This is a genomic window from Photorhabdus sp. RM96S (assembly GCF_042879335.1).
In the GTDB taxonomy this organism is placed as follows: domain Bacteria; phylum Pseudomonadota; class Gammaproteobacteria; order Enterobacterales; family Enterobacteriaceae; genus Photorhabdus; species Photorhabdus kayaii.
In genome coordinates this window covers 1-23,771 of sequence record NZ_JBHFKT010000051.1, presented here as the reverse complement: position 1 = coordinate 23,771, position 23,771 = coordinate 1, and the positions used below count along the sequence as shown (strand labels likewise).

At 43.6% G+C, this 23,771-nt stretch carries 23 protein-coding genes, 1 tRNA gene and 1 pseudogene; 6 read left to right on the top strand and 19 right to left on the bottom strand.

The window, feature by feature from the left end; genetic code table 11:
- Window positions 1-83 precede the first annotated feature (83 nt).
- The 3 genes from mutS (at window position 84) to ACGF49_RS21840 (ending at window position 3,609) form a co-directional block, all read left to right on the top strand.
- Window positions 84-2,639, top strand: a complete 2,556-nt coding sequence (gene mutS, locus ACGF49_RS21850; RefSeq protein ID WP_228901509.1) for a DNA mismatch repair protein MutS — start codon at window positions 84-86, stop codon at window positions 2,637-2,639.
- 4 nt (window positions 2,640-2,643) lie between these two features.
- Window positions 2,644-3,405 (top strand): tRNA isopentenyl-2-thiomethyl-A-37 hydroxylase MiaE, encoded by a 762-nt coding sequence (locus ACGF49_RS21845; protein WP_113044080.1) that lies wholly within the window; start codon window positions 2,644-2,646, stop codon window positions 3,403-3,405.
- Window positions 3,406-3,483: 78 nt separating this feature from the next.
- Window positions 3,484-3,609, top strand: coding sequence for a hypothetical protein (locus tag ACGF49_RS21840; protein ID WP_262978210.1), 126 nt, complete (start codon window positions 3,484-3,486; stop codon window positions 3,607-3,609).
- A 19-nt stretch (window positions 3,610-3,628) separates the two neighbouring features.
- Here ACGF49_RS21840 and ACGF49_RS21835 read toward each other — a convergent pair whose 3' ends face one another.
- From ACGF49_RS21835 to cysG, 13 genes are all read right to left on the bottom strand, one after another.
- On the bottom strand, window positions 3,629-3,916 hold the full coding sequence (locus ACGF49_RS21835; protein WP_349010761.1) for a HigA family addiction module antitoxin: 288 nt from the start codon (window positions 3,914-3,916) through the stop codon (window positions 3,629-3,631).
- 269 nt (window positions 3,917-4,185) lie between these two features.
- Entirely contained in the window at window positions 4,186-5,184 is a 999-nt protein-coding gene (gene rpoS, locus ACGF49_RS21830; RefSeq protein WP_113044076.1) for an RNA polymerase sigma factor RpoS, read from the bottom strand.
- Window positions 5,185-5,235: 51 nt separating this feature from the next.
- Window positions 5,236-6,213, bottom strand: a complete 978-nt coding sequence (gene nlpD / locus ACGF49_RS21825; RefSeq protein ID WP_228901511.1) for a murein hydrolase activator NlpD — start codon at window positions 6,211-6,213, stop codon at window positions 5,236-5,238.
- Window positions 6,214-6,383: 170 nt separating this feature from the next.
- Window positions 6,384-7,010: a protein-L-isoaspartate(D-aspartate) O-methyltransferase gene (locus ACGF49_RS21820; protein WP_112877122.1), complete on the bottom strand. Its 627-nt coding sequence runs from the start codon at window positions 7,008-7,010 to the stop codon at window positions 6,384-6,386.
- A complete protein-coding gene (gene surE / locus ACGF49_RS21815; protein WP_387492757.1) occupies window positions 7,004-7,768 on the bottom strand; it encodes a 5'/3'-nucleotidase SurE in 765 nt (254 codons plus the stop codon). Before surE ends, ACGF49_RS21820 begins: the two co-directional genes overlap by 7 nt.
- Window positions 7,746-8,795 carry a tRNA pseudouridine(13) synthase TruD gene (gene truD, locus ACGF49_RS21810; RefSeq protein WP_113044073.1) on the bottom strand — a complete coding sequence of 350 codons (1,050 nt, stop codon included), beginning with the start codon at window positions 8,793-8,795 and terminating at the stop codon, window positions 7,746-7,748. The genes surE and truD overlap by 23 nt, the downstream gene beginning before the upstream one ends.
- A 3-nt stretch (window positions 8,796-8,798) precedes the next feature.
- The gene (gene ispF, locus ACGF49_RS21805) at window positions 8,799-9,272 is read right to left on the bottom strand and encodes a 2-C-methyl-D-erythritol 2,4-cyclodiphosphate synthase (protein ID WP_011145090.1); all 474 of its coding nucleotides are present in this window, start codon (window positions 9,270-9,272) and stop codon (window positions 8,799-8,801) included.
- 13 nt (window positions 9,273-9,285) lie between these two features.
- Window positions 9,286-10,017: a 2-C-methyl-D-erythritol 4-phosphate cytidylyltransferase gene (gene ispD, locus ACGF49_RS21800; protein ID WP_113044072.1), complete on the bottom strand. Its 732-nt coding sequence runs from the start codon at window positions 10,015-10,017 to the stop codon at window positions 9,286-9,288.
- A 5-nt stretch (window positions 10,018-10,022) separates the two neighbouring features.
- Entirely contained in the window at window positions 10,023-10,343 is a 321-nt protein-coding gene (gene ftsB / locus ACGF49_RS21795) for a cell division protein FtsB (RefSeq protein WP_065390098.1), read from the bottom strand.
- Between the two features lie 146 nt (window positions 10,344-10,489).
- Entirely contained in the window at window positions 10,490-11,122 is a 633-nt protein-coding gene (cysC, locus tag ACGF49_RS21790; protein ID WP_113044071.1) for an adenylyl-sulfate kinase, read from the bottom strand.
- A gap of 1 nt (window position 11,123) precedes the next feature.
- The gene (cysN, locus tag ACGF49_RS21785; RefSeq protein WP_113044070.1) at window positions 11,124-12,566 is read right to left on the bottom strand and encodes a sulfate adenylyltransferase subunit CysN; all 1,443 of its coding nucleotides are present in this window, start codon (window positions 12,564-12,566) and stop codon (window positions 11,124-11,126) included.
- 11 nt (window positions 12,567-12,577) lie between these two features.
- On the bottom strand, window positions 12,578-13,486 hold the full coding sequence (gene cysD / locus ACGF49_RS21780; RefSeq protein ID WP_113026078.1) for a sulfate adenylyltransferase subunit CysD: 909 nt from the start codon (window positions 13,484-13,486) through the stop codon (window positions 12,578-12,580).
- Window positions 13,487-13,495: 9 nt separating this feature from the next.
- Window positions 13,496-14,908 (bottom strand): siroheme synthase CysG, encoded by a 1,413-nt coding sequence (gene cysG, locus ACGF49_RS21775; protein ID WP_113044068.1) that lies wholly within the window; start codon window positions 14,906-14,908, stop codon window positions 13,496-13,498.
- 143 nt (window positions 14,909-15,051) lie between these two features.
- On the opposite strand from cysG, the pseudogene ACGF49_RS21770 reads away from it, so the two are divergent.
- Window positions 15,052-15,171, top strand: a pseudogene (locus tag ACGF49_RS21770) (toxin-antitoxin system HicB family antitoxin); the annotation flags it as partial.
- Window positions 15,172-15,288: 117 nt separating this feature from the next.
- On the opposite strand, the gene ACGF49_RS21765 reads toward ACGF49_RS21770, so the two are convergent.
- The 3 genes from ACGF49_RS21765 to cysJ are packed head-to-tail and all read right to left on the bottom strand — an operon-like array spanning window position 15,289 to window position 19,552.
- Complete coding sequence (locus ACGF49_RS21765; protein WP_113044067.1) at window positions 15,289-16,023, bottom strand: phosphoadenylyl-sulfate reductase; 735 nt, start codon at window positions 16,021-16,023, stop codon at window positions 15,289-15,291.
- Window positions 16,020-17,750, bottom strand: a complete 1,731-nt coding sequence (cysI, locus tag ACGF49_RS21760) for an assimilatory sulfite reductase (NADPH) hemoprotein subunit (RefSeq protein ID WP_113044066.1) — start codon at window positions 17,748-17,750, stop codon at window positions 16,020-16,022. The genes ACGF49_RS21765 and cysI overlap by 4 nt, the downstream gene beginning before the upstream one ends.
- A complete protein-coding gene (cysJ, locus tag ACGF49_RS21755) occupies window positions 17,750-19,552 on the bottom strand; it encodes an NADPH-dependent assimilatory sulfite reductase flavoprotein subunit (protein ID WP_113044065.1) in 1,803 nt (600 codons plus the stop codon). The genes cysI and cysJ overlap by 1 nt, the downstream gene beginning before the upstream one ends.
- Window positions 19,553-19,818: 266 nt before the next feature.
- Between cysJ and queD the strand changes: the two genes are divergently transcribed.
- Window positions 19,819-20,181, top strand: a complete 363-nt coding sequence (queD, locus tag ACGF49_RS21750) for a 6-carboxytetrahydropterin synthase QueD (RefSeq protein ID WP_113044064.1) — start codon at window positions 19,819-19,821, stop codon at window positions 20,179-20,181.
- 44 nt (window positions 20,182-20,225) lie between these two features.
- Here the strand turns inward: queD and queE are convergent, their stop codons facing one another.
- Window positions 20,226-20,897, bottom strand: a complete 672-nt coding sequence (gene queE / locus ACGF49_RS21745) for a 7-carboxy-7-deazaguanine synthase QueE (RefSeq protein ID WP_113044090.1) — start codon at window positions 20,895-20,897, stop codon at window positions 20,226-20,228.
- Window positions 20,898-21,067: 170 nt separating this feature from the next.
- On the opposite strand from queE, the gene ACGF49_RS21740 reads away from it, so the two are divergent.
- Entirely contained in the window at window positions 21,068-22,453 is a 1,386-nt protein-coding gene (locus tag ACGF49_RS21740) for an amino acid permease (RefSeq protein ID WP_113044063.1), read from the top strand.
- A 295-nt stretch (window positions 22,454-22,748) separates the two neighbouring features.
- Here ACGF49_RS21740 and ACGF49_RS21735 read toward each other — a convergent pair whose 3' ends face one another.
- On the bottom strand, window positions 22,749-23,531 hold the full coding sequence (locus ACGF49_RS21735; RefSeq protein ID WP_112879886.1) for an endonuclease/exonuclease/phosphatase family protein: 783 nt from the start codon (window positions 23,529-23,531) through the stop codon (window positions 22,749-22,751).
- 138 nt (window positions 23,532-23,669) lie between these two features.
- A tRNA-Asp gene (locus ACGF49_RS21730) sits at window positions 23,670-23,746 on the bottom strand.
- Window positions 23,747-23,771 lie beyond the last annotated feature (25 nt).

Here is a 23,771-nt window from a genome sequence, read left to right as displayed (position 1 = left end):
CCAGATTTTACTTGTGTAAGTTTAAAGCTTGGTGCGATACCATAACGAAAGAATTGATTCACAAACTTAACTAAGACCACTGCATGATTAATACAGAAACCTTCGACACCCACACGCCCATGATGCAGCAATATCTCCGCCTTAAAGCACAGCATCCTGATATCCTGCTGTTTTACAGAATGGGGGATTTCTATGAGCTCTTTTATGACGATGCCAAAAAGGCTGCAAAATTGCTGGATATTTCCCTGACCAAACGAGGTCAATCAGCCGGCAATCCTATCCCTATGGCAGGCGTGCCACATCATGCAGTAGAAAACTATCTAGCTAAGCTGGTTCAATTAGGTGAATCAGTCGCTATCTGTGAGCAAATTGGCGATCCTGCCACCAGCAAAGGCCCAGTTGAACGTAAAGTTGTTCGCATCGTTACCCCCGGCACCGTGACAGATGAAGCGTTATTACAGGAACGGCAAGATAATCTGCTGGCGGCTATTTGGCACGATAATCAAGGATTTGGCTATGCCACACTAGACGTGACATCTGGCCGCTTCCAAATATCTGAAATGGCAGAGCTGGAAACGATAGCCGCTGAATTGCAACGTAGCCGCCCTGTTGAATTACTCTATCCTGAAAGTTTTGAGCATATGGTGCTGATTGAAAATTTTCATGGCCTGCGCCGTCGCCCTTTATGGGAATTTGAGCTGGATACCGCAAAACAGCAATTGAACTTGCAATTTGGTACCCGTGATCTCGTCGGTTTTGGTGTGGAAAAAGCAGCACTTGCTCTGCGTGCCGCTGGTTGCCTGTTGCAATATGTCAAAGATACTCAACGCACGGCGCTGCCACATATCCGTGGCATTACGATGGAACGTCAGCAAGATACGGTTATTATGGATGCCGCAACCCGTCGTAATCTGGAACTGACACAAAATCTGTCTGGCAGTACAGATAATACTCTCGCTTCTGTTCTTGATCTGTGTGTTACCCCAATGGGTAGCCGAATGTTGAAACGCTGGTTGCATGCGCCTGTCAGGGACCGCCAGATATTAGAAAATCGTCAACAAGCTATTGCTACCTTGCAGGAAATTGGCTTGGAGTTGCAGCCATTTTTGCTACAGATAGGTGATCTCGAACGTGTGCTAGCACGCTTGGCTCTACGCTCTGCTCGGCCAAGGGATCTGGCAAGAATGCGCCATGCATTCCAGCAATTACCGGATATCCATCAAGTTATGGACTCCTCAGATTCCCCTTATATCAAGCAATTGCAGAAAAATATCGGCAGGTTTGATGAATTACAGGAATTGCTTGAAAAAGCGATTGTAGAAACACCTCCGGTATTAGTTCGGGATGGTGGCGTAATCGCACCGGGTTATAACAGTGAACTGGATGAGTGGCGCACACTGGCTGATGGTGCCAGTAACTATCTGGAACAACTGGAAATCCGTGAACGAGAAAAGCTGGGTCTTGATACTCTGAAAGTCGGCTTTAATGGTGTTCATGGCTACTATATTCAAGTCAGCCGAGGGCAGAGCCATCTGGTGCCAATTCACTACGTCCGCCGCCAGACACTGAAAAATGCTGAGCGTTATATCATCCCTGAGCTAAAAGAATATGAAGATAAGGTTCTGACCTCTAAAGGGAAATCTCTGGCAATAGAGAAAGCGCTTTACGAAGAATTATTCGATCTACTGCTGCCTCATTTGGCCGAATTACAAACCAGCGCCGAAGCACTGGCTGAACTTGATGTATTGGCAAATCTGGCAGAACGCGCTGAAACCCTGAATTATGTTTGCCCAACATTGAGCGATAAACCGGGAATCCAAATCACTGGTGGTCGTCATCCGGTTGTTGAGCAAGTTCTGAGTGAACCATTTATCTCAAACCCACTCTCTTTATCTTCACAGCGGCGTCTGTTGATTATTACCGGCCCAAATATGGGCGGTAAAAGTACCTATATGCGTCAGGCGGCGCTTATTACACTTCTGGCCTATATCGGTAGCTTTGTACCGGCTGAAAAAGCGGTCATCGGCCCAGTTGATCGTATATTCACCCGTGTAGGTGCTTCCGATGATCTGGCATCCGGCCGTTCAACCTTTATGGTGGAAATGACCGAAACCGCCAATATCTTGCACAATGCGACAGAACAAAGTTTGGTATTGATGGATGAGATTGGTAGAGGAACATCAACCTACGATGGCCTTTCTCTGGCATGGGCATGTGCAGAAAATCTGGCAAACCGCATTAAAGCAATGACTCTGTTTGCTACTCACTATTTTGAGCTGACCACGTTGCCGGAAAAACTTGAAGGCGTGGTTAATATTCATCTGGATGCGGTAGAGCATGGAGATACCATCGCATTTATGCACAGCGTGCAAGAAGGCGCAGCCAGTAAGAGTTACGGATTGGCAGTTGCTTCTCTCGCTGGCGTTCCACGTGAAGTGATTAAACGGGCTCGCCAGAAACTTAAAGAGCTGGAATCGCTATCCAACCATGCAACAGCAAGTCATGTCGATACACCACAACTTGCACTACTAACAGAAGAGACATCACCGGCGATTGAAGCATTGGAAAATCTCAATCCAGACTCACTGACTCCGCGTCAAGCATTGGAATGGATTTATCGGCTAAAAGATATGGTGTAAGAACATGTTTGACAAAAGCCTCTTACAACCGATATACCATTTTTTGCAATGTGAAACCCCGGATTTGTGGGTAGATAAAGCAAAACAGCCTGAAAATTTACCTATGCTTTTACGGGATCATCTATTATGCGAACTGAAAGCAGCACAGAGCGCTATGTTTTTGATCCGCAAGTATGCCGTAGATCAGCGAAGTGAGGATACACTTCTGGCATGGTTTAAACCTTATGAAGATTTTGCTTACAAGAAAATTGGCGCTCTCAATTCATTAAGAGGCCAAAACCAAGCGACCAAACAGATCACCGCCAAAGCTAATTCACCTTATAGCCAGGATCTGATTGATAAAATGGTACTGCTGATTAAAGAAGAGTTGCATCACTTCTATCAAGTGCTAGAAATCATGGACGCACGCAATATCAGCTATGAAAGCATCACTGCCAGCCGTTATGCCAAAGGCATGCTCAGCCATATCATCAACCATGAACCTTATACATTGGTCGATAAGCTGATTATCGGCGCTTATATTGAGGCGCGTTCTTGTGAACGTTTCGCCAAACTTGCCCCTCATTTAGATGAAGATCTGAGTAAATTTTATATCTCTCTGCTTCGCTCTGAAGCACGTCACTACCAAGACTATCTTTCACTAGCGCAATCTATTGCTAATGAAGATATTACCGAACGGGTAAACTATTTTGGCCGAGTTGAAGCTGAATTGATTCAAAATCCAGATAGCGATTTTAAATTCCACAGTGGCATTCCTGTAATCTGAACTGAATGTATAACCCTATGGATTTCAAGATGGATCGCGACGGCAAGGGAGCGAATCCCCGGGAGCATAGATAACTATGTGACCGGGGTGAGTGAGCGCGGCCAACAAAGAGGCAACTTGAAAGATGACGGGTATAGATTGAAAGGTGAGCTTATACTCACCTTTCAGGCCAATGACAAAACAATTGAGATAGCTCAGAATTAGGGATATTGAAATATGTTAATCAAGCTATGTGCAATCGATGAAGGTGAGACACATCGATATGCTGTTTTGCCTGCCATAACTCATAGTCTACCTGCATCCCCATCCAAACTTGAGGTGAACTGCCAATAACAACAGACAATTTCAGTGCCATTTCTGGCGAAACATCAGACTTACCAACAACCAAGCATTGCACAGTTGATGGCGCTACACCCAGTGCCTTAGCCAAGCCTCTGGCGCTCAAATTCAGAGCCTCCATAGCCTCTTTAACTAATATTCCGGGATACGGGGGGTTATACATCATAACCATTAGTGGTAATCCTTATCGTTCACAATATATAGACATCACCACCACACAACTTCCCGAAAAAGGGAATCAGGAAAGAAGTTAAAAAAGGGCGTTAATCACATCACTGCAATTTAAATATCAGAAATCTTTGATTGAAATTTACTATCATCATCTAAGACAAAATTAGGGAATCCTACCGGGTACTGAAGAACTTGATAATACCAAGCATCAACAATGCAAAAATACGAGCAACTGTTCTTCAGAACCCAAGTAGCCAAACTATTCAACAATTAAGTACGGAATAACGCTTCAATATTCAAACCTTGAGTTTGCATAATATCTTTCAGACGTCGCAAACCTTCGACTTGGATCTGACGCACTCTTTCCCTTGTCAAACCGATCTCTTTGCCCACATCTTCCAACGTTTCAGCCTCATATCCCAAAAGACCAAAACGACGCGCTAATACTTCACGTTGCTTCGAATTCAACTCAAACAACCATTTGACGATACTCTTTTTCATATCGTCTTCCTGTGTTGTTCCCTCCGGCCCACTTTCATTCTCATCCGATAAAACATCCAATAGCGCTTTATCAGAATCACTGCTAATAGGGGTATCAACCGAAATGATACGTTCATTCAATCGCAACATACGGCTTACGTCATCAACCGGTTTATCCAGCTGCTCTGCTATCTCTTCCGGGCTAGGTTCATGATCCAATTTATGGGCAAGTTCTCTCGCTGTACGCAAGTAGACGTTGAGCTCTTTAACAATATGGATTGGCAACCGAATAGTACGGGTTTGATTCATAATCGCCCGTTCAATGGTTTGCCGAATCCACCATGTTGCATAGGTAGAAAACCTGAACCCGCGCTCCGGGTCAAATTTTTCAACAGCACGGATAAGGCCAAGATTACCTTCTTCAATTAAATCAAGAAGAGCTAAGCCTCTGTTACTGTAACGGCGGGAAATTTTGACAACCAATCGCAAGTTACTTTCGATCATTCTCTGGCGGGCAAGAACATCACCACGTAATGCCCGCCTTGCGAAAAAAACCTCTTCTTCCGCCGTCAGCAAAGGAGAAAAACCAATCTCGCCGAGATAAAGCTGTGTTGCATCAAGAACCCGCTGGCTCATGCCCTGCAATACATCTAAATCATTCTCAAAATCAGTTAGATCATCCCCATTGTTCTTCAATAATTTCTCATCGAAGTCGTCAGCTTCAATACCACTTTCATCTAAATCCGCATCATCATACAACTCGTTAACTTTCAGCGTATTTTGGCTCATAAGCTGCCCCTACCCATGATAATGCAGGCAGAATTCAGCACTCTGCCCAGTTTATCGCTGCGGAAGATAACGCAGCGGGTTTACGGATTTTCCCTTGTAACGAATTTCAAAGTGTAATCTTACAGAGCTGGTACCCGTGCTACCCATAGCGGCAATTTTTTGCCCAGCCTTGATATCCTGTTGCTCACGAACCAGCATTGTATCGTTATGAGCATAGGCACTCAGGTAGTCATCGTTATGTTTTATAATTATCAGATTTCCATATCCACGTAAGGCATTTCCGGCGTAGACAACTCGACCACCTGCTGTTGCAAATACTGACTGGCCCCTGCTACCTGCAATATCAATCCCTTTGTTACCCCCTTGGGTATCAGAGAAACTCTCAATCACTTTACCTTCAGCCGGCCACATCCAACTGCTGACAGCGCTGTTTCCACTGCTTGCGGTTGTCGTCGGTGATTCTAAATACGTATCGTTTACTGTTGATGTAGTTGCCCGTGGCAACATTTTTACACTCTTTTGCTTCCCGGAATTTGCAGGATACGCATTAGTTGATTGAGAATCAACCAGGGTTGTTTGAATTTGATTATGGTTATAAGTGGTTAACATCCCGCTACTACCGGTCCTCAAAGTCTGCCCCACCGTCAAACTGTAAGGCTCTGAAATATTATTTTTGCTTGCAAGATCACGAAAATCACTACCTGTGATCCAGGCAATATAAAACAGAGTATCACCATGCTTGACTGTATAAGTACTGCCGTTATAGCTACCTTTAGGAATACTGTCATAATCACGGTTATAAACGATTTTCCCCTGCAAATTGCTATCAGACTCACTCATCGACGAAGGTGAAGATGGCATTGGCGTAGATACAGCAGCATGGCCGGGAGATATTACCGGATAACGACTCCCGCTGCTTTGTTTTTGATCAATACTAGTGATAGGTGCAGGACGAGTTGGTGTATTTGTACAGCCTACTAACCAGACTCCCATCAATAAACACGTTACAATCCGCTGTATTTTTTTCATTGGGCTTCCCGAATTCATATTTCCTTCCCCCATAACGGCAAAGATAAGCGTAAAAAATTAATAATTCTTAAAGGTTATACATAACCACAAAAATCTCGAAACGAAAATAATTTCGCTTATTAAAGCAAATATAACCATTAATTGAAAAATAGTTGCAATAGACTATGAATTTAAGCCAGTTCCCCTTGCACAAGGGGCACAAAACGCACAGCTTCGATCACTTCACTATGAAAACCATTGCCATGACGTTTCATGGATTTAAGAATTTGTGTATGCTCGCCAACGGGCAAAACCATCACACCACCATCAGCAAGCTGAAGCATCAATTCTTGTGGGATATACGGAGGCGCAGCGGTCACAATAATAGCATCAAATAACCCACGCGACGGCCATCCTTGCCAACCATCCCCATGACGGGTTGAAACATTATGCAAATCAAGCTGTTTCAATCTCCGTTTAGCCTGCCACTGTAAGCCCTTGATCCGTTCTACCGAGAAAACATGTTTGACCAAATGCGCTAATATTGCTGTCTGATAACCAGAGCCAGTACCAATTTCCAAAACCTTAGCATCCGGTGTTAACTGAAGCAGCTCAGTCATACGGGCAACAATATAAGGCTGAGAAATCGTTTGCCCATAACCAATAGGCAAGGCCGTATTTTCATACGCTTTATGTGCCAGTGCTTCATCGACAAAACGTTCTCTAGGCACGGCAGAAATGGCGGCCAGTAAACGTTCATCATCTATTCCCTGCTGGCGTAATTGTGTCAGCAAATTTTTCATTGCCCGACTCAGCATTCTCCATCAACCTCAGCTTTAGCTAACCAATCTCTTACTAACGCCTGCGCTTTATACGAAGTCAGATCTACCTGTAATGGCGTAATAGATACATATCCCTGTTCCACCGCCGCAAAATCTGTTTCAGGACCAGCATCATATTTATCTCCCGGTGGCCCCAACCAATAAAGCATGTTACCTTTCGGATCTTGCATAGAATAAACTTCTTCCGCGGCATGACGGCTACCACAACGTGTCACCCGAAAACCTTTAATGTGCTCAAGTGGCAGATCAGGAACATTCACATTTAAAATATTACCCGCTCTCAAAGGCGTTGTTTGTAGCATCTGTAGTAAACGACATGTGATTTCTGCCGCTGTTTCATAATGCAATTCGCCATCAAGTGAAATAGCCAATGCCGACAACCCCAGATGACGGCCTTCCATCGCAGCCGCAACCGTACCGGAATAAATCACATCATCCCCAAGGTTAGGGCCACGATTAATACCAGAAACAACAATTTCAGGGCGCGGAAGAACCAGCCGATTAACACCGAGATAAACACAATCTGTTGGTGTGCCGTCCAATACCGAAATATCACCATTCTCCAGCGTATTAACACTTAATGAACGATCAAGGGTCAATGCATTAGATGCACCACTCCGATTACGATCAGGAGCAACAACCTGCACATGATAACTTTCACGCAATGCAGCCGCCAAAGCCTGAATCCCTGGAGCGGTCACACCATCATCATTACTCAACAATATTCGTAACATTATTTTGATCCTGATTGATTATTTCCCTGACCACACTGGTAGCAAAACTGCCAGCAGGCAACCAGAAACTGATTTTTACCGTGTCATTATCTTGCCATTGCCAATTCAGATTCTGAGGCTGCACCAGAATCGCCCTACGAGAACCTTCCACCCTTTCACGCTTGATAAGTTCCCACAACGATTCATAAGGCTGCAAATATTGCCGTTCAAAATCCACAGCTTGGTGCTGTGTTCCCAATTCACTGTCACCAGGCAGCGGTGCTGTTATTTGTAATTCTCCATCAATCACCCGCTGTTGCAATAAAGGCAATTCAGCTTCGTCAGCAACAAACCAACTACCACGCCCTGTTAATTGTAGGGCGTCACCCTTCATTACCTGTTGTTGCTGTTTCAGAGCAACCCGCGCACTGGCTACCGCATTAAACATAGCACTACGACTAGCTGACAGATAAAAACTGCGTTTATTTCTCTCTTTTACTCGGATTTCATTATTTGCCCAACGCTGCGCTTGAATCAGATTCTGTCCATCCCGACCAAAACGCTGTTCACCAAAATAGTTAGGCACACCACTTTGCTGAATCAACTGTAGTCTGTTTTCAACCACTTGGTGATGACTGATTTCCCGCAAAATAAGTGTAAATGAGTTTCCTTTCAATGCGCCAATGCGCAATTTACGTTTCTGACGAGCTGTCGTCAGAACTTCACATCCCTCAAGCTGAAACGAGGCAAAATCAGGATCTTGTTTGCCCGGTAAGTGCAAACAAAACCACTGTTCTGTCACTGCATTACGGTCTTTTAAACCAGCATAACTGACCGATCTAGACGGTATACCAGCGAAACGAGCGAGGTTATCTGCAACAAATTGAGTATTACAACCCGTTTTACGAATATGCACCATTAAGTGCTCACCTTCTCCATCAGGAGAAAATCCCAAATCTTCACAGACAATAAAATCTTCCGGCGAAGCCTTTAATATCCCCGTCGCTTCCGATTGCCCATACAGCCAATTTAATTCAGCCAATACCATCAATTATTCCTTAACCAGCAAAGCAACCGCTTCGCAAGCAATACCTTCTTTACGCCCAACAAATCCCAATTTTTCGGTGGTTGTGGCTTTAACATTAATATCATCAATGTGACATTGCAGATCTTCTGCCAGATTGACTCTCATTTGTGGAATATGCGGCAACATTTTGGGTGCTTGAGCGATAATCGTAATATCCAGATTGCCAATCCGATACCCCTTTTCTCTGATACGTGAATAGGCTTCGCGCAATAATTTACGGCTATCCACCCCTTTAAACGCCGGATCAGTGTCTGGGAATAATTTCCCGATATCGCCCAATGCCGCAGCACCTAACAAAGCATCCGTTGCTGCATGGAGAGCAACATCACCATCGGAATGCGCTAACAACCCTTGTTCATAAGGAATACGAACACCACCGATAATAATCGGTCCTTCACCACCAAATTTATGTACATCGAAACCGTGTCCGATCCTCATGATGTCTGTTCCTTTATTTTCTAGACAGATAAAATTCTGCCAATGCCAAATCCTCAGGACGCGTGACTTTTATATTGTCCGAACGCCCGTTAACCAACACCGGTTGATAACCACAATATTCCAGTGCGGAAGCTTCATCTGTAATATTAGCGTGTTGAGAAAGTGCTTTTGATAAACAATCCCTTAGTAACATCAACGGAAAAAACTGCGGTGTCAGTGCATGCCAGAGACCTTGCCGTTCTACTGTATGGTCAATAATCTGACCAACCCGTCCGCGTTTCATCGTATCGCGGACCGGCGATGCCAGAATACCACCGCATGCCATATTTCCCTGTTCATCGGCTTCTGCTAATTGTAACAAACGGTCAAGATCGTCATGGTGTAAACAAGGGCGGGCCGCATCATGCACTAAAACCCAGCAATGATCATTGCCAGTCAAATGAACCAGATGATTTAAACCAGCCAGCACAGAATCTGCTCGCTGTTCACCACCAGTTACCGTAGTAATGCGCGAATCTGATGCAACCTCAAGGGATTGAAACTGTGTGTCCGCGGGATTTAAAACAATCACAACATGCTGAATACGGGGATGAGCAAGTAATGCAGCCAAGGTGTGCTCAATAATAGTCTTTCCAGCAATAGACAGGTATTGCTTTGGGCAATCCGAATTCATTCGGCTACCAATACCCGCTGCTGGTACCAAAGCAATAATATCAGCACAGGAACGAAGTAATAGATTGTTCATTTTAATTATTGAGTATTATTTGGAGTCGAGGGACGCGAAGTGTTTTCTTTAGATTTATCAACGATTAAACGATAGAAAGTTTCACCCGGTTTGATCATACCCAATTCACTACGGGATCGCTCTTCGATAGCTTCTTGTCCACCCGTAAGATCATCAATTTCCGCCGATAACTGATCGTTACGCGCTTTAAGTTTGCTGTTATTACGCTCTTGCATCGCAACATCATTCTTAACCCGCACATAATCATGAATGCCGTTTTTACCAAGCCACAGTGAATACTGTAGCCATCCAAGTAAAACCAGCAATAGTAGCGTCAGTTTACCCATTTCCGCCCCCTAAAATATCTGTCAATCATCCCATAACTCAAAGAATGACGCCACTATCACAAAACAGGGTATGAGAAAAATAGTTGAATGCAGCTATTTTACACAAGCACATCACTGAAAACGCAATAATGTGCTTTTTGTTGACGTTATCCGTGATGAATCATTGAGCGTATAATGCCGCTCTTTTCCAATTCCACCAGCAACTGGGCCACGGAGATTTCAACGGATTGCTGGCCTGGAAGATAAATTTCCGGGTTATCGGGAACCTCATAGACTGAATCAATCCCCGTGAAATGACGAATTTCACCGGCACGGGCTTTTTTGTACAATCCTTTCGGATCACGGGATTCACAAATTTCCAGTGGTGTATCGACAAAAACTTCAATAAATTTCCCCGGTTCCAACAGTTCACGAACCTTTTTCCGCTCTGCTTTATGAGGGGAGATAAAAGCCGTCAGCACGACTAAACCCGCATCGACCATCAAACTGGCAACTTCACCCACACGGCGGATATTTTCCTGCCTATCCTGTTCAGAGAAACCCAAATCACTACAAAGGCCATGACGCAAGTTATCACCATCAAGCAAATACGTTTTTATTCCCCGTTGAAACAGGGCCTGCTCTAAAGCCCCGGCCACAGTGGATTTCCCTGAACCCGATAAACCAGTGAACCAAATAACCAATGCAGGATGCCCATTTTCAATCTCCCGCTGCGCTCTGGTCAGTTGATGTGGATGCCAGACAATATTTTCTGATGGCAAATTTTCAATGTCTGCCACTTTATTTACCTCCCAGTAAATCTCTGGCTCCCCAATGAGGGAAATGACGACGAATCAACCGATTCAATTCCAGTTCAAATTCGCTGAATTCTTTTGGCCCTTCATAAACATCTGTCTGAATTTCACGTACCAACCCCGCACCAACAGTGACATTAGTCAGTCGATCAATCAAAATAATGCCGCCAGTGTCGCTATTTTGCTGATAGCTATCGAGCATTAATGGTTCTTCAAAAGAAAATTCCACCGATCCAATGGCATTTAATGGTAAATCAACAGTCACCCGCTGTGTCAGGTGAGTAATATCCACTTGATATTGAATGTTCTCAACTTTCCCACGACTCTTTTTACCCGCCACTTTGATATCAAGGTTCTGCCCCTGCACCAAAGGCTGTTCAGACATCCATACCACATCCACCAGCGCATGCCGGGTAACCATCATCTCATCATCGGCAGAAATCAGGAGATCACCTCGGCTGATATCAATTTCGTCTTTCAGCACCACCGTAATGGTTTCACCCGGAACAGCAAAATTCAAATCACCATTAAAAGTCACTATCCGCTCCACCTGAGAGCAGATACCGGATGGCATGATTTTAACTTTCTGCCCTTTACGTAAAATCCCAGACGAAAGTGTGCCACTGTAACCACGAAAATCGAGATCAGGCCGGCTAACATACTGTACCGGGAAGCGCAGTAACTGCTTCGAGGCTTCCTTTTTTACATCAACTGCTTCAAGGATATCCAACAACGTTGGTCCTTCATACCAATCCATATTACGACTTCTAGTGACAATATTATCGCCATCAAGTGCAGAGATTGGGACAAAATGAACGTCCAAATCTATCGGCAATTGGGCAGCGAAATTCATATAATTCTGTTTGATCTGATCAAAAACTTCCTGACGATATTCCATCAAATCCATTTTATTCACCGCTACCACCAAATGGCGAATACCTAGCAATGTACTGATAAAACTGTGACGACGGGTCTGCTCCTGAACACCTTTACGCGCATCAATCAACAGAATAGAGAGATCACAGGTCGATGCACCCGTTGCCATATTACGGGTGTACTGCTCATGTCCCGGTGTATCAGCAATGATAAATTTGCGTTTTTCTGTTGAAAAATAACGATAAGCCACATCAATGGTGATACCCTGTTCGCGCTCTGCGGCAAGACCATCCACCAATAAAGCCAGATCTAATTTTTCACCCTGAGTACCGATACGTTTACTGTCATTCTGCAATACTGAAAGCTGATCTTCGTAGATCTGACGGGTATCATGTAACAAGCGTCCAATCAGAGTACTTTTGCCATCATCCACGCTGCCACATGTCAGGAAACGCAGTAATCCTTTCTCTTGTTGAGCGTGCAGATAAGCTTCTACGCCGCCCTGTTGTTTAATTTGATGAGCAATAGTTTCATTCTGTGCAAGTGCTGACATGGTTGTTCTCCTTAGAAATAACCTTGACGTTTTTTCAGTTCCATAGAAGCAGATTGATCACTATCAATCAGCCGCCCTTGCCGTTCACTTGTCGTCGATATCAGCATCTCTTCAATAATTTCCGGCAATGTTTCAGCATCAGATTTCACTGCTCCCGTCAGCGGCCAACAACCAAGAGTACGGAAACGAACTTTGCGCTGGCTGATAACCTCACCAGGTTTCAGATCGATCCGATTGTCATCAACCATAATCAGCGTACCCTCACGCTCCAATACCGGGCGTAATTTGGCAAAATAAAGAGGAACAATATCAATTTGCTCCAAATAGATGTATTGCCAAACATCCAGTTCAGTCCAGTTAGACAATGGGAATACGCGAATACTTTCACCTTTGTTGATCTGGCCGTTGTAATTACGCCACAATTCAGGACGCTGGTTTTTAGGGTCCCAACGATGTGAACGATCACGGAAGGAATAGATCCTCTCTTTGGCACGTGATTTCTCTTCATCACGACGAGCACCGCCGAAAGCGGCATCAAAACCATATTTATCCAGCGCCTGCTTTAACCCTTCGGTTTTCATGATGTCAGTATGTTTGGCACTACCATGCACAAATGGATTGATTCCCATTGCTTCCCCTTGCGGGTTGCGATACACCAATAGTTCAAAGCCGTAATTCTTAGCAGTACGATCACGAAACTCGTACATTTCACGAAATTTCCAGCCCGTATCCACGTGCAGCAAAGGAAACGGCAATGTTCCCGGATAGAACGCCTTGCGTGCAAGATGAAGCATGACCGAAGAATCTTTACCGATAGAGTAAAGCATCACTGGGTTTTCAAACTCGGCGGCCACTTCCCGTATAATATGAATACTTTCAGCTTCAAGTTGCTGCAAGTGTGTCAATCTTTTCTCATCCATTACAACTCCTTATGCAAAATCGACTACTGCCGGACGGCTTATCTTGGCAATAGACTGCTGCCCAAACCAAGCTATCTGATGGTGGAGTTGAGCCACCTCTCCCACCACCAGTAAGGCCGGCGACGGTGCCCTCTGTGCTAACTGTTCCAGTTCAAGCAAAGTGCCGGTTAACACTTGCTGCTCTAGACGAGTACCACCACCAATGACGGCTACTGGTGTCTCTTTCGCTCGCCCATGTAAAATTAATTGATGACTTATCAAGGCTGCCTTTACCGTCCCCATATAAATCACCAGAGTCTGATTGCCTCTGGCTAAAGCTGGCCAATCCAACTCATTACCCTTTTCTCGACAATGACCAGTAATAAAAGTGATACTCTGTGAATGTTCCCGATGAGTTAGCGGAATTCCTGCATAAGCCGCCGCCCCGATGGCGGCGGTAATGCCCGGTACAACCTGAAAAGGGATACCTGCCGATGCTGCAACTTGTAGTTCTTCACCGCCACGGCCAAAAATAAAGGGATCACCGCCTTTAAGACGAACCACTTTTTTCCCCTGTCCGGCAAATTTCACAATCAATCGGTTAGTTTCCTCTTGAGAAACAGAGTGATTACCCGCTCTTTTGCCAACGCAAATTTTATCTGCATCACGGCGAACCAGATCCAGTACATCACTGCTCACCAAATGATCATAAAGCACTACATCTGCCTGCTGAATAACCTGTAACCCCTTTAACGTCAGCAATCCCGGATCACCAGGACCAGCCCCAACCAAAGCCAGTTCTCCCTGCGAATCAGACTGTTCTAGTTGTTGCTCAAGCTGTTTTTCCGCCTGTTGGATCTGACCGTTTGCAACCAACATAGCGAAACGACCATTGAAAGCCTGTTCCCAAAAAGAACGACGCTGGCGCATGGAAGTTAATCGCTGTTTTACTCGATCACGCCAATTCCCGGCGATGTTTGCCATCATGCCAAGGCTGGAAGGCAGTAACGCTTCCAATTTCTCGCGGATTAAACGCGCCAATACTGGCGCTTTTCCCGCCGATGAAATCGCCACCAAAACCGGAGAGCGGTCAATAATTGATGGAAAAATAAATGAGCAATGAGCTTGATCATCAACCACATTGACCAAAACACTGCGCCTATTCGCCTCAGCAAAAACCCGATGATTCAGAATATAATCATCAGTCGCAGCAATGACCAAAAAGATGCCATCAAGATATTCAGGCTGGAATTCTTCCTTATACCATTCCAACTCACCAGCTTGATAACGCTGTTGTAATTCAGAGCACAATTCAGGCGCTACAACTTGTAATAATGCACCTGCCCGTAGTAGTAGAGTCGCCTTACGTGCGGCCACTTCTCCACCACCGACAAGCAATACAAGCCGCCCTTTTAGCTCAACAAATATCGGTAAGTAATCCACGATTGCCCTTGATATCCAGTGAAATATTTATAAGTACTGAAACTGTTTCGAATGAATATATGAGTCGGCGGTAAAGTTATAAAATGACAAAAAGGAATTAATTGTTCTGTAATGGAATATAGCCAACCTCTCTAGAACAGGGCTATACTCCGCGCTACCCCGAATCATTTGGGGAGCGATTACATTGTGCAGCAGCCGAGCATCAGATTTCGGTGATCGCGTTCATCATTGAAACTTTAAATGAACGAATAAAACATACATAAAAATCCACTGCAAAAAAGACTAAATTGTTTTTCAGACTATATTATATTAATCATCACCCTCGCCCCAAAGCAAAGCGAGGGCTTTATTATCAATCCCATTCAGTAAATACCGGATTTTTAATTCTCATGTAACCCACATTCTCGCTTCAAGCCAAAAAAACGGGTTTGTTCTTCACTCATGCCCGGTTCCCATTTTTGGGTTGTATGGATGTCACCAACAGAGAGATAACCTTGTTCCCATAATGGATGATATTCCAAGCCATGCTTTGTCAGATATTGATGCACACGCCGGTTATCCCAGTCGATAATCGGCAAAATCTTAAATACTCCCCGCTGTACAGCCAGAACCGGTAATTTTGATCGACTTTCAGATTGCTGACGGCGTAAACCAGCAAACCAACTTTGTGCTCTCAGATTTTTCAAAGCTCGATTCATTGGTTCAACCTTATTAATCTGATTGTAACGCTCTATTCCCTCTACGCCTTGTTCCCACAATTTCCCATAACGAGCCTCTTGCCAAGCCGGAGAATACTCAGCACTGAATACTTGCAAATTCAGTTTCAACTGCGTTGTGAGTTTATCTATGAATTGATAAGTTTCAGGGAATAGATAACCCGTATCAGTAAGAATGACCGGAATATCAGGATATTCTTGTGTCACTAAATGAAGACATACCGCCGCTTGAATACCAAAACTGGAGGAAAGAACAAACTCCCCTGGCAAATTTTCCAATACCCAGTTTACCCTCTGGTGAGCATCCATCATTTCAAGCCGAAGATTAATCTCAGCCAATGATTGCTCTTGCTGTTCAGCAGTCATACTAACAAATTGAGACAAGCTGAATTGGCTCATACCGCCTCCTGCCAATCGTAAAAATCGCGGGCTGAATCCAGTACCGGTTTGATAATATCCGTGCGGATCAGGAAATCACCAAAACCTTCATTTGGCTGCCGACCTATCGCCCAACGCCCAATAAGTTCATCCATGATGGATAAGATCTCTTGTGAGCTGATATTTTCTTTATACATGCGTGGAATACGGGTACCAATCCGATTACCACCAAGATGAAGGTTATAACGATCAAGCGCTTTGCCGACTAGCCCTACCTCCGCCAACATCGCTCTACCACAACCATTCGGACAACCCGTCACCCGCAAAACAATATGTTCATCACCAATACCGTGTTTATTCATCAATTGTTCAACATGAGTGACAAACTCCGGTAAAAAACGTTCAGCCTCAGCCATTGCCAATGGGCACGTTGGGAAAGAGACACAAGCCATTGAATTTTCACGCTGAACTGTGGTTTTATCGTCAATCAATCCATGCTGACGGGCGATGGTTTCAATGCGTTGTTTCTCACTTTCAGGAATACCAGCAATGATTAAGTTCTGGTTGGCCGTCAGGCGAAAATCCCCTTTATGTATTTTTGCAATTTCAGCAACACCGCTTTTCAGCGGCTTGCCGGGGTAGTCCAAAAGGCGACCATTCTCGATAAACAGCGTCAAATGCCATTTATCATCGATGCCTTTCAGCCAGCCAATTTGATCACCTCGACCAGTAAATTCATAAGGTCGGATTGCCTCAAATTTCACGCCAGCGCGTCTCTCTACCTCTTCTTTAAAAGTATCAACTCCAACCCGCTCCAACGTATATTTGGTTTTGGCATTTTTACGCTCAGTCCGGTTACCCCAATCACGCTGAGTTGTCACCACAGCTTCCGCAATTGCCAGCGTATGTACCAGCGGGATATAACCAAACTCACTCGCCATACTTGGATAGGTATTTTTATCACCGTGAGTCATCGCTAACCCCCCCCCCACCAACACGTTAAAACCAACCAGCTTGCTACCTTCTGCAATGGCAATAAAATTCAGATCGTTGGCATGCAGATCAACATCATTCTGTGGAGGAATAACTACCGTGGTTTTGAATTTACGCGGCAAATAAGTCGGTCCAAGAATCGGCTCTTCATCGGTCGTTGCGACTTTTTCTTTATCCAACCAGAGTTCAGCATAAGCACGGGTACGTGGCAGTAAATGTTCTGAGATTTTCTTCGCCCATTCGTAAGCTTGCTGATGTAGCTCTGATTGAATAGGATTCGAGGTACAAAGCACATTGCGGTTAACGTCATTCGCCGTCGCGAGCGAATCCAGTCCAACTTGATTCAGCAATTGATGCGCAAGTTTTACATTCCCTTTTAGAATGCCATGAAATTGAAATGTCTGGCGGTTAGTCAACCGGATACTGCCATAAAGGGTATTCTCTTCAGCAAACTTATCAATGCCCAACCATTGTTGTGGCGTAATCACGCCACCCGGCAAACGACAGCGCAACATCATTGCATGACGTGGCTCCAGTTTTTGCTCTGTGCGTTCAGCACGGATATCACGATCATCCTGCTGATACATGCCATGAAAACGAATCAACAGGAAATTGTCCCCTTCAAAACCTCCCGTCAAGCCATTAGTTAAATCTTCGCTGATCGTACCTCGCAGGAAATTACTCTCCTGCTTCATACGCTCACTGTCAGCCAGTTTACCTTCGACAATCAAAGGACCATGTTGTTTATCGTTCATTAGTACACATCCCTCTGATAACGGCGCTCAAGACGCAGTTCACTTAAAAATTCATCTGCCTGTTCGGTATCCATGCCACCATGCTCAGCAATAATATCCAACAACGCATGTTCCACATCTTTCGCCATGCGGTTTGCATCACCACACACGTACAGATGTGCCCCTTCCTCTATCCAACACCACACTTCTTCACCTTGCTCACGCAGCTTGTCCTGAACATAAACTTTATGCCGCTGATCACGGGACCATGCCAGATCAATGCGGGTCAACAAGCCATCTTTGACATAACGCTGCCACTCCACTTGATAGAGAAAATCCTCCGTAAAATGTGGATTACCAAAGAACAGCCAATTTTTCCCTTCCGCGCCATCGGCCTCTCTTTGCTGCATAAACGCCCGAAATGGCGCAATTCCGGTTCCCGGCCCAATCATGATGACAGGCGTGCGTGGATCAGCAGGCAAACGAAAATTATCGTTATGCTCAATAAAAATACGAATATCGCCATTTTCCTGTAAGCGATCCGCTAGATAGCCGGATGCGCCGCCGGTGCGGACCCGGCCGTTAATTTCATAACGAACCATGCCAACTGTAAGATGAACTTCATTCTCCACTTCTGCCTGAGAAGAAGAAATTGAATAGAGTCTTGGTGTCAAAGGCCGTAGTAAATCAATAAATTGCTGTGCCTCTGGTTGAGAAGCCGCTTCTCTTATCATATCGGCAATCGGTTTGTTGTGAGCGTATTGCTGTAATGCTTGTTTATCAGCAATCAAAGAAAATAATTTTTCATCTTTCGCGAGAACGGCGTATTTTTCCACAATCACACTGGTATTTTGGGTTAGCTCAACGTGTCTGATCAGCGCTTCTCTTAATGACAATTTCTGACCATTAACCTCAACTTGTTCTGTTCCCTGCAACCAGAGCAAATTCAACACTTCATCCACCAGCTCCGGATCATTTTCAAACCAAACACCCAAAGCATCACCTGGCTGATAACGCAAACCTGAATCACCCAGATCAATTTCAATATGGCGAACATCTTTATCAGAACCACGACCCGTTATTTTCTGACGAGTAGCTAAAGCCGCAGTTAATGGTGCCTGTTTAGTATAAGAAGTTGAAAAAATTTCATTTACCGATCTGTTCTGTGCAGAAGTAGTCACAGTTCCTGTCGCAGCCGGAATACGCTGTTTCAAGATCCCAGTTAATTGTTTACGCCACTGAGCCGCAACTTGTTGATATTCCACATCAGCATCCACACGTTCCAGAAGCCGTTGAGCACCTAATTCATTCAGACGATTATCGAAATCTTTTCCAGCCTGGCAGAAACGCTCATAAGAGGTATCACCCAGACCAAAAACCGCAAATACCGTACCATTCAATTTTGGTGCCTTTTTAGAATAGAGATATTTATACAATGCAACTGCTTCCTCAGCAGGTTCTCCTTCACCTTGAGTAGAAGCAATAATTATCAGTATCTTTTCTTGAGCAATTTGTTTGAATTTATAATCACCAGCGTTGAATAGATTGACATTGAGTTTCTGTGCCAACAAATCCTCACGGAGCTGCTCAGCTAAACGACGAGCATTACCGGTTTGTGAAGCTGAAATTAATGTAATCGTCTCCTGTGCCGGAACCGCCGGAGCCACAGCCTGAACCTGTGGTTGTTGATTTACCATTCCCCAAAAATAACCAGACAGCCAGGCTAATTGAGTTGGTGAAAAATCCCCAATTGCCGATTGCAAACGCACTAGCTGTTCAGGTGAAACCGGAAGAAGTGAAATTGAAGGTGGTTTTATGCTCATGTCCTGTGCTGCCCTTTACGATTACTAATGTCCGTTATTTTTAGTAGAGAAAATAAATAGGGATGGTTTGTAAGGTTATCTCAGCGACTTGTTACTATTTAAAGAAACTATCGCAATATCAAATAACCAAAACGCCTAACCATATTTACAGATTTAATATATCTATAAAACAGTTAATAAGAGCAATGGCAAAAAAATGAAAAAACCAGGTTTAATTCAGAAGATAGGGTAGAATAGCGGGTTTTTTGAAGTCAGGGAGAACCACTATGAGCACAACGATTTTTAAAGATTTTCAGTTTGAAGCCGCCCACCGTCTGCCACATGTCCCAGAAGGCCATAAATGCGGTCGTCTGCATGGACACTCATTTATAGTACGACTGGAAATGACCGGGGAGGTCAATCCTCATAGTGGCTGGATTATGGACTTTGCCGATTTAAAAGCCCTATTCAAGCCTATTTTGGAGCAGCTAGATCACCATTACCTGAACGATATCCCTGGACTGGAAAATCCAACCAGCGAAGTATTGGCAACCTGGATTTGGCATAAAGTTAAACCAATAGTTCCACAACTCAGTGCCGTTATGGTGAAAGAAACCTGTAATGCGGGATGTATTTTCCGCGGCAAATAAAACAACTTACTGCACTAGGAAACCTCCAGTGCAGTAAGCTTTTCTCAGGCAATATTCAAATATTTATGTGTTTGCATAGACAACCGCCAATTACGGGCAATACAGGTTTCAATACATAAACGGGTAGCATCTTCTTTCTGGCTAATCGGTTGCAGTGCAATAATGCGTGATGAGTTGCCATCTAATGTCGCCAATAACTCATCCAATGCTTCAATATCTCTTTCCCTCGCAACCGGATATTTTATTTCATTAGCCCTTTGTAAAGCTTGCTGCAATACCTGATAACCACCACGCATATTAACTTTTGGTGAAACCGTCACCCAAGTAGCAACAGAACATTTAACATGATACGTTCCACTAGTTTCTATCTGGCATTGGTAGCCAAGGCTTTCTAACTCTTCGGTCAGAGGAATAAGATCATAAAGACAAGGCTCACCACCAGTGATAACAACGTGACGTGCGGTATATTTCTGTTGAACAAACAGCGCCGCAATTTGCTTAGGCGATGCTTCACTCCATTCATTGCTTTCACTCGTCTTCAGCAAAATTGTTTCCAGTGTCCGTTGCTTTTCCGCTTTTTTCTCCCAAGTGTGTTTAGTATCACACCAGCTACAACCAACCGGACACCCTTGTAGACGAATAAAAATTGCCGGGACTCCGGTAAAAAAACCTTCTCCCTGCAATGTCTGGAATATTTCGTTAATCGGGTAAAACATAAAAATCTCTGGTTTCATTAGGCAAGGGCGCATTATTGCAGATATCTATCCCTCGAACATCAATCTTTATGATAAGGTACGGGGTTTGCTTCGCTTAGCTAACATGCGACTTGTCGAGGCATTGTGTGCTTAAAATATATCTAGCACTGAGAAAGTGACAGGAATAAATAATGCAGAATAATGAAACTCAGCTGAAACGGGGTCTAACCGGGCGGCACATCCGCTTTATGGCATTAGGCTCCGCAATAGGCACAGGGCTATTCTATGGCTCCGCAGCGGCTATTCAGCAAGCTGGTCCCGCCGTATTACTCGCCTATTTAATCGGCGGTGCTGCCGTATTTATGGTGATGCGTGCATTAGGTGAAATGGCTGTTCACCATCCAGTAGCCGGTTCTTTTTCACACTATGCCAGCCATTACCTCGGACCTTTAGCCGGATTTCTAACCGGATGGAATTATATATTCGAAATGTTGATCGTCTGCCTGGCTGACGTTACTGCATTTGGTTTTTATATGAAGCTCTGGTTCCCTCATGTGGAACAGTGGATCTGGGTACTAAGCATTATCTGCTTTATTGGCGCAATTAATCTTTGTCATGTGAAGATTTTCGGTGAAATGGAATTCTGGCTTTCTATTGTGAAAGTCACCGCAATTATCGCTATGATTATCGGTGGCATGGTCATCATGGTTTATGGATTCGGCCAAGAAACAGATCATGCAACCGGTATTGCCAGTTTGTGGGAATATGGCGGTTTTATGCCTAATGGCATCAGTGGCGTGATAGCTTCACTCGCTATTGTGATGTTTGCTTTTGGCGGTATTGAAGTCATTGGTATTACTGCCAGTGAGGCAAAAAACCCTGAGAAAACGATTCCAAAAGCAATCAATGCTGTCCCTTTCCGTATTCTGCTGTTCTATGTACTGACTCTGTTTATTTTAATGTGTATCTATCCGTGGAATCAGATCGGTCAAGAAGGTAGCCCATTCGTACAGATTTTTTCTAGCTTGGGTATCAATTCTGCTGCTAACATTCTCAATATTGTAGTGATTACTGCCGCAGTTTCAGCAATCAATAGCGATATTTTTGGTGCTGGCCGTATGATGTACGGCATGGCCCAAGAAGGACAAGCGCCTAAATCATTCACCAAGCTGAGCCGTAATGGCGTACCCTGGATGACTGTAATCGTTATGTCAGCGGTTCTATTAATTGGGGTTATACTCAACTATATGATTCCGGAAGAAATTTTCATTATCATTGCCTCTATCGCAACATTTGCTACTGTATGGGTATGGTTAATGATCCTACTTTCTCAGGTTGCTATGCGTCGCAAAATGAGCAAAGAAGAAGCTAAGACCCTGAAATTCCCCGTTCCTATGTGGCCAATAGCACCTGCATTAACCATTATCTTTATGGTATTTGTTATTGTATTACTGGGCTATTTCGAGAAAACCCGCATTGCATTAATTGTGGGAATCACATGGGTAATCTTATTATCAATCACCTATTTCTTTAGCAAAAAGAAAAATATTTCTCAAATCCATCAGATAAACAAATAATTTTCATTCATAAATGCCAGATTAATCTGGCATTTATTTTAATTTATCCAAATGAAATATATTTAATATTTACCTTAATATAATCAAAACATATTAATTAAAATAATTTATATATCATATCAATAGAAATAAATTTTATTTTTAATAATATAAACCCGTCGAAACATATAATAAACAGTTACAACGAAGTAATAATGATATAATATTTTTAAGTCATAAAGTCATGTTTTTTCAATGAATTAAATAAGAATTTAATTCATTGAAAAATAGACGAATATATTCTTATAATAAAGAATTAATAAAAATTCACAACAAGAGGATTATGATCGGAGGCATCAGTGAGTATTACAGTAGCATTAGCTATATTCAACTCTCGGAAAAAAATAAAATCTAAAGGTCTGCCAAACGCGATTGTTCTATAGTCATCAGTAAAAGATACTTCTTCAAGGTGTAAATATCTGGTAAAACGTTTTAAAGCATTTAATCGTTGCTTACTCCATGCATTAAAGTCACCAGCCATAATGACTGGACCATTATGTAAACGAACATGAGCACCAATGTTATTCAACTGGCGGCTATACACATCCACACCAAAACTGAAATTTATCGCATGCACATTAATAACCATTAACTGACGATTATCCTGTAAAAGATAAACAGTGATGAGAGCGGATTTAGATAAACGTAAAAGGGGCTCTTTCTCTCTCAGTGGGCAGCAATAGACAGGATGAGAAGTTGCTAACGTCATTACACCAGAGGGGTGTTGTGGTAATAGAAATGCAGGAACTTGATCAGATATTAGGTAATTTGAGGTAGCAAATTCAACTAAATCAGGGGTTGTCTGCGCTTCTTGTAATAAAATCAACTGGCTTTCGTTAGTCAGCTCTTTCAGAACCTTTCGCCATGAAGGACGCTGCTGTTTATAGATATTCCATACAACAACCCTAAGCTCATTTGTACCAGTGGTCAAAGGAGTACCTACAGGTAATGTATTCCCAAGCTGATGAGTCGACATAGGAAAGACACGTTCAACAGGTTGTCCAGCAACATATCTTATCGCATAGGTTTTTTTTACCACGTAAAAAACCTCTTAAATGCAGAATAACTATAAAAACTATCCGATTCTATCAAATAGAATAAGGTAATTATTGATTTTAATATTCATAAACAGCAAAAAACCCTGAAATTTCTCTCAGGGTTTCTCTACAAATTAAGGTGGCGGTGCGGACGGGGCTCGAACCCGCGACCCCCGGCGTGACAGGCCGGTATTCTAACCAACTGAACTACCGCACCACCGAATTCTCTTTGATTTATATCG

Excerpts from the sequence above, each read along its gene's own strand:
- mutS (WP_228901509.1), top strand. The coding sequence starts at position 84 with ATGATTAATACAGAAACCTTCGACACCCACACGCCCATGATGCAGCAA.
- ACGF49_RS21845 (WP_113044080.1), top strand. The coding sequence starts at position 2,644 with ATGTTTGACAAAAGCCTCTTACAACCGATATACCATTTTTTGCAATGT.
- ACGF49_RS21835 (WP_349010761.1), bottom strand. The coding sequence starts at position 3,916 with ATGGTTATGATGTATAACCCCCCGTATCCCGGAATATTAGTTAAAGAG.
- rpoS (WP_113044076.1), bottom strand. The coding sequence starts at position 5,184 with ATGAGCCAAAATACGCTGAAAGTTAACGAGTTGTATGATGATGCGGAT.
- nlpD (WP_228901511.1), bottom strand. The coding sequence starts at position 6,213 with ATGAAAAAAATACAGCGGATTGTAACGTGTTTATTGATGGGAGTCTGG.
- ACGF49_RS21820 (WP_112877122.1), bottom strand. The coding sequence starts at position 7,010 with ATGCTGAGTCGGGCAATGAAAAATTTGCTGACACAATTACGCCAGCAG.
- surE (WP_387492757.1), bottom strand. The coding sequence starts at position 7,768 with ATGTTACGAATATTGTTGAGTAATGATGATGGTGTGACCGCTCCAGGG.
- truD (WP_113044073.1), bottom strand. The coding sequence starts at position 8,795 with ATGGTATTGGCTGAATTAAATTGGCTGTATGGGCAATCGGAAGCGACG.
- ispF (WP_011145090.1), bottom strand. The coding sequence starts at position 9,272 with ATGAGGATCGGACACGGTTTCGATGTACATAAATTTGGTGGTGAAGGA.
- ispD (WP_113044072.1), bottom strand. The coding sequence starts at position 10,017 with ATGAACAATCTATTACTTCGTTCCTGTGCTGATATTATTGCTTTGGTA.
- ftsB (WP_065390098.1), bottom strand. The coding sequence starts at position 10,343 with ATGGGTAAACTGACGCTACTATTGCTGGTTTTACTTGGATGGCTACAG.
- cysN (WP_113044070.1), bottom strand. The coding sequence starts at position 12,566 with ATGTCAGCACTTGCACAGAATGAAACTATTGCTCATCAAATTAAACAA.
- cysD (WP_113026078.1), bottom strand. The coding sequence starts at position 13,486 with ATGGATGAGAAAAGATTGACACACTTGCAGCAACTTGAAGCTGAAAGT.
- ACGF49_RS21765 (WP_113044067.1), bottom strand. The coding sequence starts at position 16,023 with ATGAGCCAATTCAGCTTGTCTCAATTTGTTAGTATGACTGCTGAACAG.
- cysI (WP_113044066.1), bottom strand. The coding sequence starts at position 17,750 with ATGAACGATAAACAACATGGTCCTTTGATTGTCGAAGGTAAACTGGCT.
- cysJ (WP_113044065.1), bottom strand. The coding sequence starts at position 19,552 with ATGAGCATAAAACCACCTTCAATTTCACTTCTTCCGGTTTCACCTGAA.
- queD (WP_113044064.1), top strand. The coding sequence starts at position 19,819 with ATGAGCACAACGATTTTTAAAGATTTTCAGTTTGAAGCCGCCCACCGT.
- queE (WP_113044090.1), bottom strand. The coding sequence starts at position 20,897 with ATGTTTTACCCGATTAACGAAATATTCCAGACATTGCAGGGAGAAGGT.
- ACGF49_RS21740 (WP_113044063.1), top strand. The coding sequence starts at position 21,068 with ATGCAGAATAATGAAACTCAGCTGAAACGGGGTCTAACCGGGCGGCAC.